Origin of the sequence: Aeromonas sp. MR19 (assembly GCF_963899305.1) — a bacterium.
In the GTDB taxonomy this organism is placed as follows: domain Bacteria; phylum Pseudomonadota; class Gammaproteobacteria; order Enterobacterales; family Aeromonadaceae; genus Aeromonas; species Aeromonas bestiarum.
On record NZ_CAWQWZ010000011.1, the window covers coordinates 411368 to 428277 of the forward strand.

The 16910-nt window shown below is 59.9% G+C and carries 17 protein-coding genes; 10 read left to right on the top strand and 7 right to left on the bottom strand.

Annotation, left to right across the window (positions count from 1 at the left end):
- The first annotated feature begins 292 nt into the window (after positions 1-292).
- Together AACQ95_RS07610 and hdfR are read left to right on the top strand one after the other, a co-directional pair.
- Complete coding sequence (locus AACQ95_RS07610) at positions 293-655, top strand: DUF413 domain-containing protein (protein ID WP_042865769.1); 363 nt, start codon at positions 293-295, stop codon at positions 653-655.
- On the top strand, positions 655-1530 hold the full coding sequence (hdfR, locus tag AACQ95_RS07615; RefSeq protein ID WP_098984425.1) for an HTH-type transcriptional regulator HdfR: 876 nt from the start codon (positions 655-657) through the stop codon (positions 1528-1530). The genes AACQ95_RS07610 and hdfR overlap by 1 nt, the downstream gene beginning before the upstream one ends.
- A gap of 73 nt (positions 1531-1603) precedes the next feature.
- Here the strand turns inward: hdfR and tyrA are convergent, their stop codons facing one another.
- The 6 genes from tyrA to glpT all read right to left on the bottom strand — a co-directional run bounded on the left by tyrA (position 1604) and on the right by glpT (position 9498).
- Positions 1604-2743, bottom strand: coding sequence for a bifunctional chorismate mutase/prephenate dehydrogenase (tyrA, locus tag AACQ95_RS07620; protein ID WP_241278225.1), 1140 nt, complete (start codon positions 2741-2743; stop codon positions 1604-1606).
- Positions 2744-2861: 118 nt separating this feature from the next.
- Entirely contained in the window at positions 2862-3935 is a 1074-nt protein-coding gene (locus AACQ95_RS07625) for a 3-deoxy-7-phosphoheptulonate synthase (protein ID WP_043557132.1), read from the bottom strand.
- A 351-nt stretch (positions 3936-4286) separates the two neighbouring features.
- Positions 4287-5369 (bottom strand): glycerophosphodiester phosphodiesterase, encoded by a 1083-nt coding sequence (gene glpQ / locus AACQ95_RS07630; protein ID WP_098984427.1) that lies wholly within the window; start codon positions 5367-5369, stop codon positions 4287-4289.
- A 102-nt stretch (positions 5370-5471) separates the two neighbouring features.
- Entirely contained in the window at positions 5472-6959 is a 1488-nt protein-coding gene (gene glpD / locus AACQ95_RS07635; RefSeq protein WP_098984428.1) for a glycerol-3-phosphate dehydrogenase, read from the bottom strand.
- Between the two features lie 320 nt (positions 6960-7279).
- The gene (locus AACQ95_RS07640) at positions 7280-8038 is read right to left on the bottom strand and encodes a DeoR/GlpR family transcriptional regulator (RefSeq protein WP_005310067.1); all 759 of its coding nucleotides are present in this window, start codon (positions 8036-8038) and stop codon (positions 7280-7282) included.
- Positions 8039-8139: 101 nt separating this feature from the next.
- Positions 8140-9498 carry a glycerol-3-phosphate transporter gene (gene glpT / locus AACQ95_RS07645; RefSeq protein WP_098984429.1) on the bottom strand — a complete coding sequence of 453 codons (1359 nt, stop codon included), beginning with the start codon at positions 9496-9498 and terminating at the stop codon, positions 8140-8142.
- Positions 9499-9986: 488 nt separating this feature from the next.
- Here glpT and AACQ95_RS07650 point away from each other — a divergent pair, with 488 nt between their 5' ends.
- Positions 9987-10835, top strand: coding sequence for an MIP/aquaporin family protein (locus AACQ95_RS07650; RefSeq protein WP_241278226.1), 849 nt, complete (start codon positions 9987-9989; stop codon positions 10833-10835).
- A 54-nt stretch (positions 10836-10889) separates the two neighbouring features.
- Complete coding sequence (glpK, locus tag AACQ95_RS07655; RefSeq protein WP_005310059.1) at positions 10890-12392, top strand: glycerol kinase GlpK; 1503 nt, start codon at positions 10890-10892, stop codon at positions 12390-12392.
- Positions 12393-12701: 309 nt separating this feature from the next.
- Here glpK and AACQ95_RS07660 read toward each other — a convergent pair whose 3' ends face one another.
- Positions 12702-13604: a LysR substrate-binding domain-containing protein gene (locus tag AACQ95_RS07660; protein ID WP_043135247.1), complete on the bottom strand. Its 903-nt coding sequence runs from the start codon at positions 13602-13604 to the stop codon at positions 12702-12704.
- A 194-nt stretch (positions 13605-13798) separates the two neighbouring features.
- Between AACQ95_RS07660 and AACQ95_RS07665 the strand changes: the two genes are divergently transcribed.
- The 6 genes from AACQ95_RS07665 to dkgB all read left to right on the top strand — a co-directional run bounded on the left by AACQ95_RS07665 (position 13799) and on the right by dkgB (position 16652).
- Positions 13799-14155, top strand: a complete 357-nt coding sequence (locus AACQ95_RS07665) for a DUF6404 family protein (RefSeq protein WP_241278227.1) — start codon at positions 13799-13801, stop codon at positions 14153-14155.
- Between the two features lie 108 nt (positions 14156-14263).
- The gene (locus tag AACQ95_RS07670; protein WP_043135243.1) at positions 14264-14464 is read left to right on the top strand and encodes a hypothetical protein; all 201 of its coding nucleotides are present in this window, start codon (positions 14264-14266) and stop codon (positions 14462-14464) included.
- A gap of 57 nt (positions 14465-14521) precedes the next feature.
- Entirely contained in the window at positions 14522-14758 is a 237-nt protein-coding gene (locus tag AACQ95_RS07675; RefSeq protein WP_241278228.1) for a hypothetical protein, read from the top strand.
- A 118-nt stretch (positions 14759-14876) separates the two neighbouring features.
- The gene (locus AACQ95_RS07680; protein WP_241278229.1) at positions 14877-15239 is read left to right on the top strand and encodes a VOC family protein; all 363 of its coding nucleotides are present in this window, start codon (positions 14877-14879) and stop codon (positions 15237-15239) included.
- 197 nt (positions 15240-15436) lie between these two features.
- A complete protein-coding gene (locus tag AACQ95_RS07685) occupies positions 15437-15733 on the top strand; it encodes a putative quinol monooxygenase (RefSeq protein WP_043135238.1) in 297 nt (98 codons plus the stop codon).
- Between the two features lie 115 nt (positions 15734-15848).
- Positions 15849-16652: a 2,5-didehydrogluconate reductase DkgB gene (gene dkgB / locus AACQ95_RS07690; RefSeq protein WP_241278230.1), complete on the top strand. Its 804-nt coding sequence runs from the start codon at positions 15849-15851 to the stop codon at positions 16650-16652.
- The last annotated feature ends 258 nt before the right edge of the window (positions 16653-16910 follow it).

Consider the following 16910-nt stretch of genomic DNA (forward strand, 5'->3'; position numbering starts at 1 on the left):
AGACCAAACCTCCCGCTTTGGTTCATGATTGATGTAAAATAGAGCGCCGAATGGCGCTTTATTTTTGGCCCGAAATCGTCTGCCCCGCGCGCCAAACCTTTACAGAACCTGACATAACTCCGCTTTTTTTCTCGCTTTTTTGCTCCTGTCTCCCCTGAATGCCCACTGGATCATGGCGAAATCACTTTCGATGAAAGAGTTTTATCCATATAGTGAAAAAATTGATTTTGCACTCTGCGACGGCCTGATGATACTTGCCCGCAAAGGTCAAACTAACCAGAAAAAGAGCACTATGAGCTTCGAATCCGACAAGCGTTTCAACGACTTCAAACATTTTCCCCGTGGCCTGCGTCGCAGTGGCGAATTCACTGTGGCCGAAGCGGACAGTCTGGAAAAATACGGCACCGCCATGCTGGCGCTCTATCAGGGCAACCTGACGCCGCGCGATGACATAGAAAGCGCCTTTCTCGAACAGATCAAATCCGGCGCCGCCGGCAGCAACCCCCACGCCAAGGTGTGGTTCAAGTATCTGAAGGTGATAGGTCCCAAGCGCGTGCATCGTCTGTGCACAGTCGCGGGTGGCGCCAACGAGGAAACCGGTGGCGGCGGGTTTGAAGGTGGCAGTGGTGGCGGCAGCGACGAGTCCATCGATTAATGGATACCGAACTGCTTCGGACCTTTATCGAGGTCAGCAAGACCCGGCACTTTGGCCGGGCTGCTGAGAATCTCTACCTGACCCAGTCGGCGGTGAGCTTTCGGATCCGCCAGCTCGAGCAGCAACTCGGGGTCAGTCTGTTTGCCCGTCATCGCAACAACATCCGCCTGACCGCCTCCGGTGAGCGTCTGCTGCCCTATGCAGACGCCATCTTGCACACCCTGGGCCGCGCCAGACAGGATGTGGCCCTCTCCCCCGGTTTCAGCCAGCAGCTCGCCATAGGTGCGCCCGCCGTGTTTTGGGAGCTCGATTTCAACGACTGGCTCAACCATGTCTATGCGCTGGCCCCCGGCCTCGCGGTGCGGCTCGAAACGGCTTCCCGCGAGCACCTGTGCCGCCAGTTGCTGGAGCGCTCCCTCGATCTCGCCCTGCTCTCCGAGCCGACCAAGATCGACGAGATAGCCCTGCACCCCATAGGCGAGCTGGTGTTCGAACTGGTGAGCCGGGATGCCGCCGCCAACGCCGACAGCCTGATGCAGATGCCCCACATTCATCTGGATTGGGGCACCAGCTTCGAGCCGCAGCCCAGCCGCTTGCAGAGCCTGCAAAAGACCCCTGTGCTGCACTCGAGCTCCGCCAACATGGCGCTGCAGTTCGTGCTGGCCAATGGTGGCGCCGCCTATCTGCCGCGGCGCATGGTGAGCCCCTTCCTGGAGCAGGGACGGCTGCATCTGGTGGAGGGGGGGCAGCCGCTCAGTCGTCCGCTCTACCTCGCCTATCTGGAGAAATCCGATCGCCGGGAGCTGATCGATCAACTGCTGACCTTGCCGCTCGGTTGGGATGGCGCCGATCTGCGCCTGCCGCAGCCCGAGTAACCTCGGGCCGGACAGCACAGACAGAAAAGGGGCCGAACAGGCCCCTTTTTTATGATGCTTGTGTGCGATCGCATCAGCCGTGCTGGCGGCGGTCGTTGGCCTGGGCCAGCAGCATGCGGCTCTCGCGCAGGAACTCGTCGGCATGTTCGCCGAAGAAGCCGGACACCTGCGAGAAGGCATCGATGAAGCCGGCCCTGTCCCCCTGCTCCAGCAACCCCAGCACCTCGCCAAAGTTCTGGTAGTAGCGGCGGATCATCGCCAGATTCTGCGGGGACGACAATATGATGTCGGCATAGAGCTCGGGGTCCTGGGCAAACAGCCGCCCCACCATGGCCAGCTCCAGCCGGTAGATGGGGGAGCTCAGACTCAGCAGGCGATCCAGATTGGCCCGCTCCCGCGACAGGTGCCAGCCGTAGGCGAAGGTGGCGAAGTGGCGCAGTGCCTGGATGAGGGTCATGGCCTCGTCGTGAGCCTTGGCTTCCACCTGTTGCAGACGGGCGCCCCAGATGGTCATCTGATCCAGCAGCCACTGACTGGCGGCCGCGTCACGGCCCTGACAGCAGACGATCACCTGCTTGGCGAGACTCGCCACATCCGGTCCGAACATGGGGTGCAGCCCTAACACCGGGCCTTTGTGCACCGCCAGCATGTGCTCAAGCGGCGCCACCTTCACGCTGGTGACATCCACCAGCAGACAGTCGGCGGGCAAGTTGCCGAGCCGGTCGATGATCTGGCAGGTGATATCGATGGGCACGGCCACCATCACCAGACCCGCATCGGCCAGGATGGCGTCAGCCCTTGGCCAATCGGCTTGTTCCAGGGTCTCGACCCGGTAGCCGGAGAGGCCGAACATCTGGCCGAACAAGCGGCCCAGCTGGCCCTGGCCGCCTATGATGACCACCTTGCCAAGCTCCGGTTTCATGCACTTGAAGTGGTTCTCTTTTTCGCTGGCCGATTCGAGGATGTAGGATTCGCGCATCACCCGGCGCAGCACGTCTTCGATGAGATCGCCGGGCACCCCCAGCAGCTCGGCCTCGGCTCGGCGGCGGGCCAGCATGCTCGCCTCCCTGTCCGGCGCATAGATGGGCAGGCCATGGCGGCTCTTCACCTCACCCACTTCCCCCACCAGGGCCAGACGGGCAGCCAGCAGATCGATCAGCTGCCTGTCCACCGCATCTATCTTGTCCCTGAGGGCATTCAACTCTTCAGCCATATCCAGTCCCTGCTGGCGCCGCTGGCGGCGGCGCCCTGTGATTCAAGAGGCAACAAGGTATCACTGCATGGGCGGTGATACCTCTATGGTTCAATCAGTTACGACAAGATACCACGGCTTAACGCCCGGTTCTGCCCCTGAGCGGCGCCGCCAGCTCGCGATGGCATCGCGCCAGCAGATTGGCTGTGCTATCCCAGTCGATGCAGGCATCCGTGATGGAGACGCCGTAGCGCATCTGCTCCTTGGGCTGCTCGCTGGACTGATTGCCCTCGAACAGGTTGGATTCGAGCATCACCCCTATGATGGAGCGGTTGCCCTCCTGGATCTGGTGGATGACGTTGTCGGCCACCTTGGGCTGCAGGCGGTGATCCTTGCTGGAGTTGCCGTGGCTACAATCCACCACCAGGCCGGGCAGCAGGCCCGCTTTCTCCAACGCCTCTTCCGCCAGCGACACATTGACCGAGTCGTAGTTCGGGTGCTTGCCGCCGCGCAGTATCACGTGGCCATCCGGGTTGCCCTGGGTCTGCAGCAAGGCGACCTGGCCCTGCTGGTTGATCCCCATGAAGGCGTGGGGGCTGGAAGCCGCCTGCAGCGCATTGATGGCGGTACCCAGGTTGCCGTCTGTGCCGTTCTTGAAGCCCACCGGCATGGAGAGGCCGGACGCCATCTCCCTGTGGGTCTGGGATTCTGTGGTGCGTGCACCTATGGCCGACCAGGAGAAGAGCTCCGCCAGGTATTGCGGGCTGATGGGGTCGAGCGCCTCGGTCGCCAGCGGCAACTCCAGCTCCGCCAGCCAGCAGAGCAGCTCGCGGGCGCGATGCAGCCCCAGCTCCACATCGAAGGTACCATCCAGGTTCGGGTCATTGATGAACCCTTTCCAGCCGACCGTGGTGCGCGGCTTCTCAAAGTAGACCCGCATGACAATGTAGAGAGAATCCTGGTAGGCATCATGCAGCGCTTTGAGTCTGGTTGCGTACTCTTTGGCGGCGTCCATGTCGTGGATGGAACAGGGTCCACAGATCACCAGCAGGCGGTGATCGCGACGGTGGATGATGTCGGCTATGGTAGTGCGGGCCCCTTGCACGAATGCCAGCGCCTGGTCGGAGATGGGTAGCTTCTCCTTGAGCTGAGCAGGCGTGATCATCACTTGTTCGGACTGGATATGGATGTTGTTCAGGGGGTCTCTTTGCATTTTCTCATTCTCTCTACAGTATTTAAGCCAATTGCACTGAGTGTATTATTTTATTTACACAAGTCAGCACTTTGTTACGCAACCGCCCTCACCTTACCAAGGAAAAACAAACAATCAAGTGAAACTAGCGGGTTAACTGTCTAACCGGTGGATAAACGACCAGAAAGGCGACCTGAACAGCCAGAAAGTAGCGGGTAAAAAGCCCCTGACCTGACAATATCGTAAACATATGGTTACACCCTAATACTGCCGTCAGCGCTGCTAGACCATAATCCCACCCCGGTGCTTGCCTCCATTTTATAAAAAAAGCGGGGCACCTGGCCCCGCTTGCGTTCCCGTGTTGCTCTTCTTTTATGATTTGCCGTGTGCCTTGATGGCTTCGACCGCCTTGTCCGGGAAGTCGCTGAACACCCCGTCCACATCGGCCTGATAGAGGAAGATGTTGAGCAGGTCGCTGAAGTCCTTGGCATAGGCCGGGATCTGCCCCTCATCCTGGCGGAAGGTATAAGGATGCACCTTGAGACCGGCGGCATGGGCCTCTTTCACCATATTGGTAAACACTGGTTTGCCCAGGGTACCCGGCTCAGTGACTATCATCGGCTTCCAGGGGCCTATCCCTTCCGCGTAGCCGGCTATGGTCTTCATGGCGCCCGGCTTGAACATCCAGTCATAGTCGTAAGGGGTTGCTTTGCCCTTGGCGTCATAGACCATGGTCTCGTTCCAGTCGGTCTCGGCCATCAGCTGCACCAGTTTCAAGTCCATCCCCATGGCGGGCATCAGCTCGCTGTTGATGCGCTTGAGCTCGTCGGCATCGAAGCACTGCAGATAGACCTTGTCGTTCTTGCTGGTGTAGCCGTACTCCTTCAGCACCTTGAGCACTGCCTTGGAGATGTCCTTGCCCTCGTGGCGGAACAGCCAGGGAGCCTTGATCTCCGGGTAGATACCTATGTTTTTGCCGGTGCTCTTGTTGAGCCCCTGGATCATCTCTATCTCTTCCTGGAAGGTGTGGATCTTGAAGCTGGACTTCCACAACGGGAAGCGGGCCGGATAAACGGGCACCTGCTTGCCATCCACCAGCTGGAACGGCTCAGTCATGCGCAGGGAGCGCACCTCGGCCAGGGTAAAGTCCACCACATAGTAGCGACCGTCCGGACGGGCCCGGCCGGGGAAGCGCTCGGCCACGTCCGTGATGCCGTCGAGGAAGTGATCGTGCATCACCACCAGCTGGTCATCCCTGGTCATCACCAGATCCTGCTCCAGATAGTCGGCCCCCATGCCATAGGCCAGCGCCTTGGATTCCAGGGTGTGCTCGGGCAGGTAGCCGGAGGCGCCACGGTGGGCGATCACGATTTTACCTTCATCGGCAGCCAGAACGGGCAATGCGAGGGCCGCCCCCAGGCCAAGGGCGATCAGGGAGAGAGAGAGTTTTTTCATGCGCGGTGCTCTTTGTTATTGTTTATTGGGTGTAGGTTATTGTTATAACAGAGGTTTATTGCATTTTAACGACGGGCGACCAAGGGGCCGCCCGCCTCTTCATCAGCTGGCCTTGGGCAGGGCGTGCTGGTGTTGCTCCAGCCAGGCGTGCAGTTGCTGCTGCTCAGGCTGGGATAGACGCAGCCCCAGCTTGCTGCGGCGCCACAATATATCTTCCATCGAATGGGCCCACTCGCGGCTCATCAGATAACGCACTTCCGATTCGTACAGGCCGGCGCCAAAGTGCTGGCCGCGCTCTTCGTGCAACCAGAGGCGGGCATGACTGCCATAGGCCTCGGCGATGCGACGGGCGTTGCGCTCATCCAGCCAGTCGAACTCGAGCAGGTAGGCGCGGGCCAGCTCTGTGGTGGAGCAGTCGAACTCGCCACCGGGCAGACGGCTGCTCGCGGTCCAGTCCTCACCCATCTGGCTGAACCAGGGCTTGAGCTTGTTGCAGGCGGCCTGGGCCAGCTTGCGATAGGTGGTGAGCTTGCCGCCAAACACGGACAGGAGCGGCGCGCCGTCGGACTCGCCGGAGAGCTCCAGGGTGTAGTCGCGGGTCACCGCCTGGGGGGAATCGGATTCGTCATCGCACAGCGGGCGCACGCCGGCATAGGTCCAGATGACCTCTTTGGGCGCTATCTGGCGGGTGAAGTGGGCGTTGACCACCTTGCACAGGTAGCTGATCTCGGCATCGCTGATCTTCGCTTCCCGCGGGCTGCCGTGATGCTCCACGTCCGTGGTGCCGATGAGGGAGTAGTCCTGCTGATAGGGGATGACGAAGACGATGCGGTTGTCTTCGTTTTGCAGGATATAGGCCTCTTCGCGCTCATGGATGCGCGGCACTATGATGTGGCTGCCCTTGATGAGGCGGATGCCACGGGGAGATTTTTCGTGCAGGCTCTCGTCATAGAAGGTCTTGACCCAGGGGCCGGCCGCATTAACCAGACCGCGGCAGGTGACGGTGAACTGCTCGCCCCCTTCCCGCTCCAGGGTCAGGGTCCAGTGTTTGGAACCGCGCACCGCCTTGACGCAGCGGGTACGGGTCTGCACGTCGGCACCCTTGTCGCGGGCCATCATGGCATTGAGCACCACCAGGCGAGCGTCATCGACCCAGGCATCCGAGTATTCGAAGCCCTTGTTGATGCCGCTCTTGAGGCCGTCTTGCGGCAGGAAGCGCACGCCGCAACTGCCCTTGAGCTTGTCGCGCTTGGCCAGGTTGTCATACAGGAACAGACCGGCGCGGATCATCCAGGCCGGACGCAGGTGCGGGCGGTGGGGCAGCCGAAAACGCATGGGACGGGCGATGTGGGGGGCCATGCCGAGCAGCACTTCCCGCTCCGCCAGCGCCTCTTTCACCAGCCGGAATTCGTAATGTTCGAGGTAACGCAAGCCACCGTGGATAAGCTTGCTGGAGTTGGAGGAGGTGGCAGAGGCGAGATCCTGTGCCTCGAACAGGGCAACCTTCAGACCCCGACCCGCTGCATCAGCCGCAATGCCCACCCCATTGATGCCGCCGCCAACGACGACCAGATCATAATGTTCGCTCATGTTCACCTACTCTTTCTTATTTTGTGTTGCCATGACAGCAATGTTTGATTTCGCTCATATTAGAGCATGAAAAAATGATAAACGAACATTTTATGGAGAAAATGTGATCGCGATTGTTTTGGCAATGCTAAAAATGCTGCCAGTCGGTGATCAGGGCGTCAGCACCGGGCTGCCGGGCCCGAAAACGTGCGCGAGAACGCGCTCATGTCGGGGAACATCTAAGCAGTGGGGCGCGGCAGGTGTGCAGGCAGAGGGGAGAAAGCGAAAAAGAAGCGGCCGCCAGTGCGGCGGCCTGATGCCAGAGAGGGGTTAACGGCGGCTCAGCAGATGTGGCACTCGATCTGGTGCTGGGACATCAGCCGCATCAGCTTCTCGGGCGGCTCCTGATCGGTGAACAGGGCGTGGATCTGGTTGAGGTTGCCCAGATTGACCATGGCATTGCGGCCAAACTTGGTGTGATCGGCGGCCAGAAACACCTGACGGGAGTGGGCTATGATGGCCTGGGCAATCTTCACCTCGTGGTAGTCAAAATCGAGCAGAGAGCCGTCGTTGTCGATGCCCGAGATGCCGATGACACCGTAGTCCATGCGGAACTGGCCGATGAAGTCGCGGGTCGCCTCCCCCACTATGCCGCCATCCCGGTTGCGGATCTCGCCACCGGCTATGATGACGGTGAAGTCATCCTTGGCGGTGAGAATGCTGGCCACGTTGAGGTTGTTGGTGACCACGCGCAGCTCGCGGTGATCGAGCAGGGCGCGGGCGATGGCTTCTGTGGTGGTGCCTATGTCGATGAAGAGCGATGAACCGTCGGGAATGTTGGCGGCCACTTCGCGGGCGATGCGCTCTTTCTCCTTGAGCTGCATCACTTTACGGGCGCTGTAGGCGGTATTGACGGTACTCGAATGCAGGGAGGCACCGCCATGATGGCGCCGGATCTTGTTCTGTTCGGCGAGATCATTCAGATCGCGGCGAATAGTCTGGGGGCTGACGTCAAAGTGGGTCACCAGATCCTCGGTCGAGACAAAGCCCTGCCGCGTCAGGACGTCCAGGATCTCCAGATGTCGTTGGGTTTGCTTCACGCTTGAACTCCGATGATGAGACGAAAAAAGGCCCCGGCAGATGCGGGGCCTTTGGCAGTTTACCTGATCCCTTTTCGGATCGATAAGGGCAGGATCACGTTTTATGCCTTATCGGCAGCCGCTTTCTTGGCCGCGACGGCAATGTTCTCGTGCTTGAGGGTCATGGCCAGCAAGATGATGGAGAGCACGCAAGACGCGGTCAGCACCATGAAGCCACCATCCCAGCCGAAGTGGTCAACCGTGTAGCCCAGCATGGCGTTGGCCGCCACGGCGCCACCCAGATAACCGAACAGCCCGGTGAAGCCTGCCGCGGTACCGGCCGCCTTCTTGGGTGCCAGCTCCAGCGCATACAGACCGATCAGCATGACGGGACCGTAGATCAGGAAGCCGATGGCCACCAGCGCCATCATGTCGATGGTCGGGTTGCCAGCCGGATTGAACCAGTAAACCAGCACGGCCAGGGTCACCAGCACCATGAACAGGATACCGGCCGGGGCACGGCGACCCTGGAACATCTTGTCCGAGATCCAGCCGCACAGCAGGGTGCCCGGAATACCGGCCCACTCGTACAGGAAGTAAGCCCAGGAGGAGTTGTCGACGCTGAAGTCCTTGGCCTCTTTCAGGTAGGTCGGAGCCCAGTCCAGCACGCCGTAACGAATGAGGTAAACGAAGGCGTTGGCAATGGCGATGTACCACAGCAGCTTGTTGTGCAGCACGTACTTGACGAAGATCTCCTTGGCGGAAAACTCCTGCTCGTGGCTTTCGTTATAGTCCTTCGGATAGTCGTTCTTGTGCTCTTCGATGGGAGGCAGACCCACGGATTGCGGGGTGTCGCGCATCACGAAGAAGGCGATCACCGCGATGGCCGCCGCCGCCGCCGCCGGCACATAGAAGGCACTGCGCCAGTCGTTGAACCAGCCCATCCCCAGGATGAACAGCGGACCTATCATGCCGCCGCCGACGTTGTGCGCCACGTTCCAGACCGCGACCACTTCGCCACGCTCCTTCTGTGACCACCAGTGCACCATGGTGCGACCGCAGGGCGGCCAGCCCATGCCCTGTGCCCAGCCGTTCAGGAACAACAGCACAAACATGATGCCGATGCTGGAGGTGGCCCAGTGCACTGTCCCCATCATGAACATGATGCCCGCCGACAGCAGCAGGCCGGCGGAGAGGAAGTAGCGCGCATTGGAGCGGTCAGACACGTTCCCCATCAGGAACTTGGACAGACCATAAGCGATGGAGACCCCGGACAGGGCCAGGCCCAGATCGCCGCGGGAGAATCCCTGTTCGATCAGATAAGGCATCGCCAGACTGAAGTTTTTCCGTACCAGGTAGTAACCGGCATAACCGAAGAAGATCCCGAAAAACACCTGCCAACGCATGCGTTTGTAGAAGGGATCGACCTTGTCGGCCGGGAGCCTGTCTATATGTGGTGCAGGCCTGAAGAGACTAAGCATGTTCTGCTTCCTTATTGTTGTTGTGGGCGGTTGAGGGTGCCCTGTCCATGCTGACCAACCAGAGGAGTCCTGATTCGAAAGCGAGCCTATTGTGCTCATATGTGAACATTTAATCTGTGATGGAGGCTCAAATATTGCAGTTTTATTACAAAAGAAAGCGCCAAGTGAGTAGTCACTCATCAGCCGCAATCCCTTGTATAGCAAGGCTTTCAGCTACCCACTAAGTGGTATAACCACTGTTGCAACTTGCTTTCCGTCACATTTTCTTAGCAATGAGTGGGATCTTGTCCACATTTCCTGCGGGGAGGGCGTGGTGAATGTTCGATTTAGGTTTATTTTCTCTCTCGTCCGATAACGAGCGCAAACGAGCATAACGTTTGCGCCAGCTCAAAAAACAAGAAAAAACGTTTTCGGACGCAACAATGGGACTGAAAAAACAACAAAACGGAACATCAAACCTACTCTGGGTGGATATAAGGAATAACGGTATGAGCATACAAAGACCCAATACCCTGCTTGGCGAGTGCATTGCCGAGTTTATCGGAACCGGCCTGCTGATATTTTTCGGCGTCGGTTGTGTGGCCGCCCTGGTGCTGGCCGGTGCCAACTTCGGACAATGGGAAATCTCCATTACCTGGGGTCTGGGTGTCGCCATCGCCATCTATGTGACCGGCGGTATTTCAGGTGCCCACCTGAACCCGGCCGTGACCCTGGCGCTGATGACCTTCTGCGGGTTCGACAAGCGTAAAGTGGTGCCCTACATCATCGCTCAGGTCGCAGGCGCCTTCTGCTTCGCCGCCCTTGTCTACTTCCTCTACGGCGGCCTGTTCACCCAGTGGGAAGTGACCCACAACGTGGTGCGCGGCAGCGTCGAGAGCCTCGGCACCGCCGGCATCTTCTCTACCTACCCGAACGCCCTGCTCTCCAACATGCAAGCCTTCGCGGTCGAGCTGGTGATCACCGCCGTCTTGATGCTGGGCATCATGGCACTGGGTGACAACAACAACGGCGCCCCCAAAGGCTTCGCCGCCGCCCTGCTGATCGGTATCCTGATCGCCGTGATTGGCGCCTCCCTCGGCCCGTTAACCGGTTTTGCCATGAACCCGGCCCGTGATTTCGGCCCCAAACTGTTTGCCTTCCTGGCAGGCTGGGGTGACGTGGCCATGACAGGTGGTCGTGACAACCCCTACTTCTGGGTCCCCATCCTTGGCCCAATCGCCGGTGCCCAGCTTGGTACCGCCCTGTATGTGAAAGTGTTGGCTCCCTGTGTGCCTGGCAACCGTGTTGCCGCCACCGAGCAAGCTGCCCAAACCGCCAAAGAAGAGGCCGCCGCATAAGAGCGGCCCTCCCCAACGTGTAAAAACGTGGAAAATAAAAACGTGGAGAACATCATGTCTGCTGAAAAAAAATATGTCGTCGCTCTGGACCAGGGTACTACCTCTTCCCGCGCCATCGTGTTTGACCAGGATGCCAACATAGTCGGCACCTCCCAGCGCGAATTCACCCAGCACTACCCGAAAGCGGGCTGGGTAGAGCACGACCCCATGGAGATCTGGGCGACCCAGTCCTCCGTCTTCACCGAAGTGCTGGCCAAGACAGGCCTGCGCAGCGAAGAGATCGCCGCCATCGGCATCACCAACCAGCGTGAAACCACAGTGGTGTGGGAAAAGGCCACCGGCAAACCCATCTACAACGCCATCGTCTGGCAGTGCCGCCGCACCGCGGCCATCTGTGAAGAGCTCAAGGCCCGTGGCCTGGAAGAGTATGTGCGCGAGAACACCGGCCTGGTGCTGGATGCCTACTTCTCCGGCACCAAGGTGAAGTGGATCCTCGACAACGTCGAAGGAGCCCGCGAGAAGGCGATGAACGGCGAGCTGCTGTTCGGCACCATAGACACCTGGCTGGTGTGGAAGATGACCAATGGCGAAGTGCACGTCACCGACCCGACCAACGCCTCCCGTACCATGCTCTACAACATCCGCGACCTGAAGTGGGACGAGAAGATGCTGGACGAGCTGGGCATCCCCTTGTCCATGCTGCCAGAGGTCAAACCCTCTTCCGAAGTCTACGGCTACACCACCCGTGGCGGCGGTTCCCGCATCCCCATCGCCGGCATTGCCGGTGACCAGCAGTCTGCCCTGTTCGGCCAGCTCTGCTTCGAAAAAGGGATGGCCAAGAACACCTATGGCACCGGCTGCTTCTTGCTGATGAACACGGGCACAGAGCCGGTTCGCTCCAGCAACGGCCTGCTGACCACAGTCGCCATCGGCCCGAAAGGGGAAGTGAACTACGCGCTGGAAGGGGCTGTCTTTATGGGCGGCGCCACAGTGCAGTGGCTGCGTGACGAGCTGAAGCTCATCCACGATGCCCGCGATACCGACTACTTCGCCTCCAAGGTGGGTGACACCAACGGCGTTTACCTGGTACCGGCCTTCGTCGGTCTGGGCGCGCCCTACTGGGATCCGTATGCTCGCGGCACCATGGTCGGCCTGACCCGTGGCGCCAACCGCAACCACATCATTCGTGCCGCACTGGAATCCATCGCCTACCAGAGCCGCGATGTGCTGGATGCCATGCAGCAGGACTCCGGCATCAAGCTGGCCGCCCTCAAGGTGGACGGTGGCGCGGTAGCCAACGACTTCCTGATGCAGTTCCAGTCCGACATGATGCACACCCCGGTTGTGCGTCCGACCCGCATCGAGACCACCGCCATGGGCGCCGCCTTCCTGGCCGGTCTGGCGGTCGGCTTCTGGAAGAGCTCGGACGAGCTGGAAGACAAGTTCAGCGTGGATCGTGAATTCATCCCGCAGATGAGCCACGAAGAGCGCAACAAGCTCTACCACGGCTGGCAGAAAGCGGTTGAGCGTTCACGCCGCTGGGCCGAAGAGGATTAATCGGGTAACCGACATCTTTCCGAGATGAAAATACAAAGAGGCCGACAGCGATGTCGGCCTCTTCTTTATTCAACCAGGCATCCACAGTGGTCATTCACCACCGCTGGCGGACAGCCGGTCGGCTCCCTTTCTCTTGTCATGAATGGAGGCCGGCTCTTTCTTCCCTCCCGCTTGTCGGAGCTGCCAGAGGCTACCTCGCCCCTTCTGTTGCCAAGGGAAGACGCCAGCCTATGCAGCCTGGTTGTCATGGCTGGTCGCCAACATCCCCTCCCCTTTGGCCGGGAGAGTGTCGGCCCTTAAACGCCGCCATCACAGGGTATGGCTGCCGAGCTGCTCCTTGATAAAGTCGAGCCAGACCCGCAGCCGGATGTCGCGCTGGGCATCGGAGTAGAACACCGCATTGATGGGGCGCGAGGCGCCGCTGTTGCTGCGAGCCAGCACCTCCACCAGGGCGCCGCTGGCCCGATCCGGCCCTGTCATGAAGTCAGACAGGCAGACGATCCCCTGCCCCGCCAGCGCCAGCTGACGCAAGGTCTCGCCGCTGCTGGCGCGCAGGGTCGGGGTAATGGGAAAGCGATCACCCTGCTCGGCACTGAGCAGCGGCCAATGGTTGAGGTGATCGGGGTGCAAAAAGCCCAGCAGCTCGTGGCCCGCCAGCAGATCCGCCGGCTGGCGCGGGGTGCCGCGCTCGCTCAGGTAAGCAGGGGATGCCAGCAACCGCAGCCGTGAGTGGCCGAGCGGCAGGGCGCGCAGGGAAGAGTCGGTCAGCTCGCCGATACGGATGGCCATGTCCACCCGCCGCTCCATCAGGTTGATGAACCCCTCCGAGCTGTGCAGCTGCAGCTCGATGCCGGGATAGCGGCGGCGAAACTCGCCTATGATGGGCACCAGCCGGTGAAGGATGAAGGGAGTGGCCGCATCGACCCGCAAAATCCCCTCCGGCTGCTCCTTGCGGCTGAGCAGGTGCCCCTCAGCCTCGCTCATCTCGGTCAGAATCTTCACCGCCCGCTGATAGAACCAGCTCCCCTCCTCGGTCAGGCTGACCCGGCGGGTGGTGCGGTTGAGCAGCACGGTCGCAAGCTTCTCCTCCAGCCGCTTGATGCCGCGGCTCACTACGGAGTTGTCCATGCCGAGGTTCTCCGCCGCCTGGCGAAAACTGCCCGCCTCCACCACGGCCACAAACAGGGTCAGTTCATCAGAATGGGTCTTCATTGCTGTTATCCAGACAAGAGTAATGGACCTTTATAGGTGCAGTCGCTGTGGATTGGCAAGTGAGCTCTGGTGCCACATCTTTGTTTGCATAGATAAATAACGTGATGGCCAGCTCAAACCAGACTCGCCCATTGCCGGTACAATGCAGCCAAAACGGCATCGTATGGCGCCACAATCTGACAAGGAAGGAAACCATGACATTCGAAGCGCGGCTGGCCGCCGCCCATCAGGAGCTGGCCAGCAAAGGAGTATGGCACGCCAACTACAATCCGCCGCTGTTCAGACTGCTGCGCAGGCTGGGTTGCCCGGTCAAACCTCCTCACTATCAGGGCTGGCTAACCAACGTTCTCGGGTTTGGCATCAGCATAGGGCTGCTCTGGGGTCTGTTGATGTGGTTTTTCAGCTGGCGCGGGACGGGAATATCGCCGGCAGCGGCTCTGTATCAAACGGCCCTGTTTGTCAGTTTCTTTGGCCTCACCATGGCGAGCTGGTTCTGGTTTCGCTGCAAGCAACTGAAATTGACCCCATGGGAGCAGCTGGGCAAGGAGTAACATTTGCAGGCATGAGTAGTGGCAAAGGGACAAGTCCACCCATATGGCTCTGGACATAATGCTGCTGCACCTATAAAAAACGGTTCTTGCCTAAATGGAGCTCTGATTTTGCTGGATTTTGTCGTCACCTTTGCGCTAACCCTTTTCTTCGGTGGCCTGCTGATCATCTACCGGGTTCTGCGTCATCACAACAGAAGTTGGCACACCTACAGACGCAGCAAGGATCCTGTCCCACTCATTTTTTACATTCCCATCAGCACTGGGGGCGCCAACATTCTGAAACCGTTCATCATGGCAGCCCTGTTCTAAACCGTCGATAAACGGGTCGAGGCCCACGGTTTCAAACCACAAAGAGGAGTGCAACGAATGACCAGACAGTGTTGCCCCCGCTGTGGAATGGATACAGAGCACAGCGAGCGGATAAAACAGAAGCCCTCCCCTTATCCCAAGACCCGCCGCGGCCAGTTCAGGGCGTTTCTCAACGGATTTTTCTCCGGTGTCGGCGGTCATGGCATAGCCGCACTTGAGCTGCTCGACCGCTATGTGGTGTGCCAGCAGTGCGGACTGGAGCGACTGGAAAACCACGGCGAAGAGTTCAAATAGCCTTCCGTTTTGCCAGCGCCACAATTTCAGGGAAATGATTTGATGGGGTATTGTTAACCAGGCACTCTTTAATCAGCCTCTTCTTGACACAAGATGGACACGCAGGGAGCAAAACAGCATGAAAGCCCATGAAAAACTGAACTATGTGGAGTTTGCGGCGCGGGATCTCGCGGCCACCAAGGCCTTCTTTCAGGCCGCCTTCGGCTGGCAGTTTGTCGATTATGGCCCCGACTACTGCGCCTTTGCCGATGAGGGGCTGGACGGCGGTTTCTATAAGGCGGATCTGTGCAGCAGCACGGCTCAAGGTGGCGCCCTGCTGGTGTTCTACAGTGCTGATATCGTGGCGACCCAGACCAAGGTGGCCTGCGCCGGGGGCACCATAGTACGACCCCTGTTCGACTTCCCCGGTGGCCGCCGTTTCCACTTCGTCGAGCCCAGCGGTAATGAGTTCGCGGTCTGGTCGGAGCCCGCCAATACCTGATGGCAAGGGGGTGCCCCGGCGCTCCCTGCTCCATTCGCCTCCCTGACCTCCTCACCCCCACCTCGCACCGGCCCATTTATTGCGGCACTCTTGCCACAGGATTGCTGCGCTCTCCTCAATACTGTTTTGCGGCTGTTGCCCTATTTCCCTCCCCCTGCGGCAGGCATACTGACCTTCGTTTTCGCAAGGAGGTTCAGATGTCATCACCCGTGATTGTGATTGCCCAACTTGAAGCCAAACCCGAATTTTCCGCCCAGTTTCGGGCCGCCCTTGAGCCGCTGATAGCGGCCACCCTGCAGGAGGCCGGCTGCCTGCGTTACCAGTTGCACCAGAGCCTGGACAACCCCCATGGCTGGATGCTGCACGAGGAGTGGGAGAGCGAAGCCGCGCTCAAAGCCCACCAACAGCAAGCTCACTTCCTCGCGTTTGTCGCCAGGGCCGAGCCCTGGTTTGCCAGCAGCCATATTCGCAATTACCGCCGACTCCCGGCCTGAGTAGCCCGAGACTCGTTGACGATGGCGCTGCCAACTTGCAACGCCGCCACGGCCTGTGCACCGAGCCAACACCCTTGCTCTGGGCAAGGGCCAACCACCCCATTTGAGGAAATAGATGATGAAAATGCCCGCCATGGGTCTGGGCACCTTTCGCCTGAAAGGTGAGCCCCTGCTTGCAACCCTGAATACCGGCCTGGCGCTCGGCTATCGCCATATCGATACCGCCCAGATTTACGACAACGAAAGCGAAGTGGGCGAGGTGCTGGCCAGCACGGCTGTCCCCCGCAACGAGATCTACCTGACCACCAAGGTGTGGACCAGCGAGTTTGGCCCGGGCAAGCTGATCCCCAGCCTCAAGACCAGCTTGGCGAAACTGCGCACCGATTATCTGGATCTGGCGCTCATTCACTGGCCCTCCCCCAAAGATGAGGTGCCGATGGCGGTCTATCTGGAGCAGTTGGCCGAGGCCAAAGCCCGGGGTCTGACCCGCGAGATCGGGGTCTCCAACTTCACGGTCGCCCAGCTTAAAGAAGCCGTCGAGATCCTGGGGCCGGGTGCCATCGCCCACCAGCAGGTGGAGATCCATCCGCTGCTGCAAAACCGCAAGGTGGTGGAGTTCTGCCAGGATCAGGGCATCGCCATCACCGCCTATATGCCGCTCGCCTATGGCAAGGTGCTGAGCGAGCCACTGCTGATGGAGATCGGCAAGCGCCACGGCGTCTCGGCGGCCCAGGTGTCGCTGGCCTGGCTGCTGGCCCAGGGCATGACGGTGATCCCGAGCTCTACCAAGCGGGAGAACCAGGCCGCCAACCTGGCCGCCCTCAAGGTGCAGCTCAGCCCCGACGAGATGGCCCAGATCGCCACCCTGGAGCGGGGCGAGCGCTGCGCCAACCCGGACTTCGCACCGGCCTGGGACTGATCCCCCTCATCCCCGGCCCTTCTCCCGCCAGGGGAGAAGGGAGAACAACAGTTCGGGACATCTCTTCGACCCCAAGCGGGAGGCACAGTGCCTCCCGCTTTTTTGTCTCCAATACCACATGCCACTGCCGCCTGTGCAGCTGGCATCTTCCCGCCACCTTCTGTTGTCCATTGTCTGGTTGCGCGCGCTTCGCACGCTATTTATTCTCGCTACTCTCTACTCCCCTGCATGACCCCTCTTGTCTCCATCACCCCATGC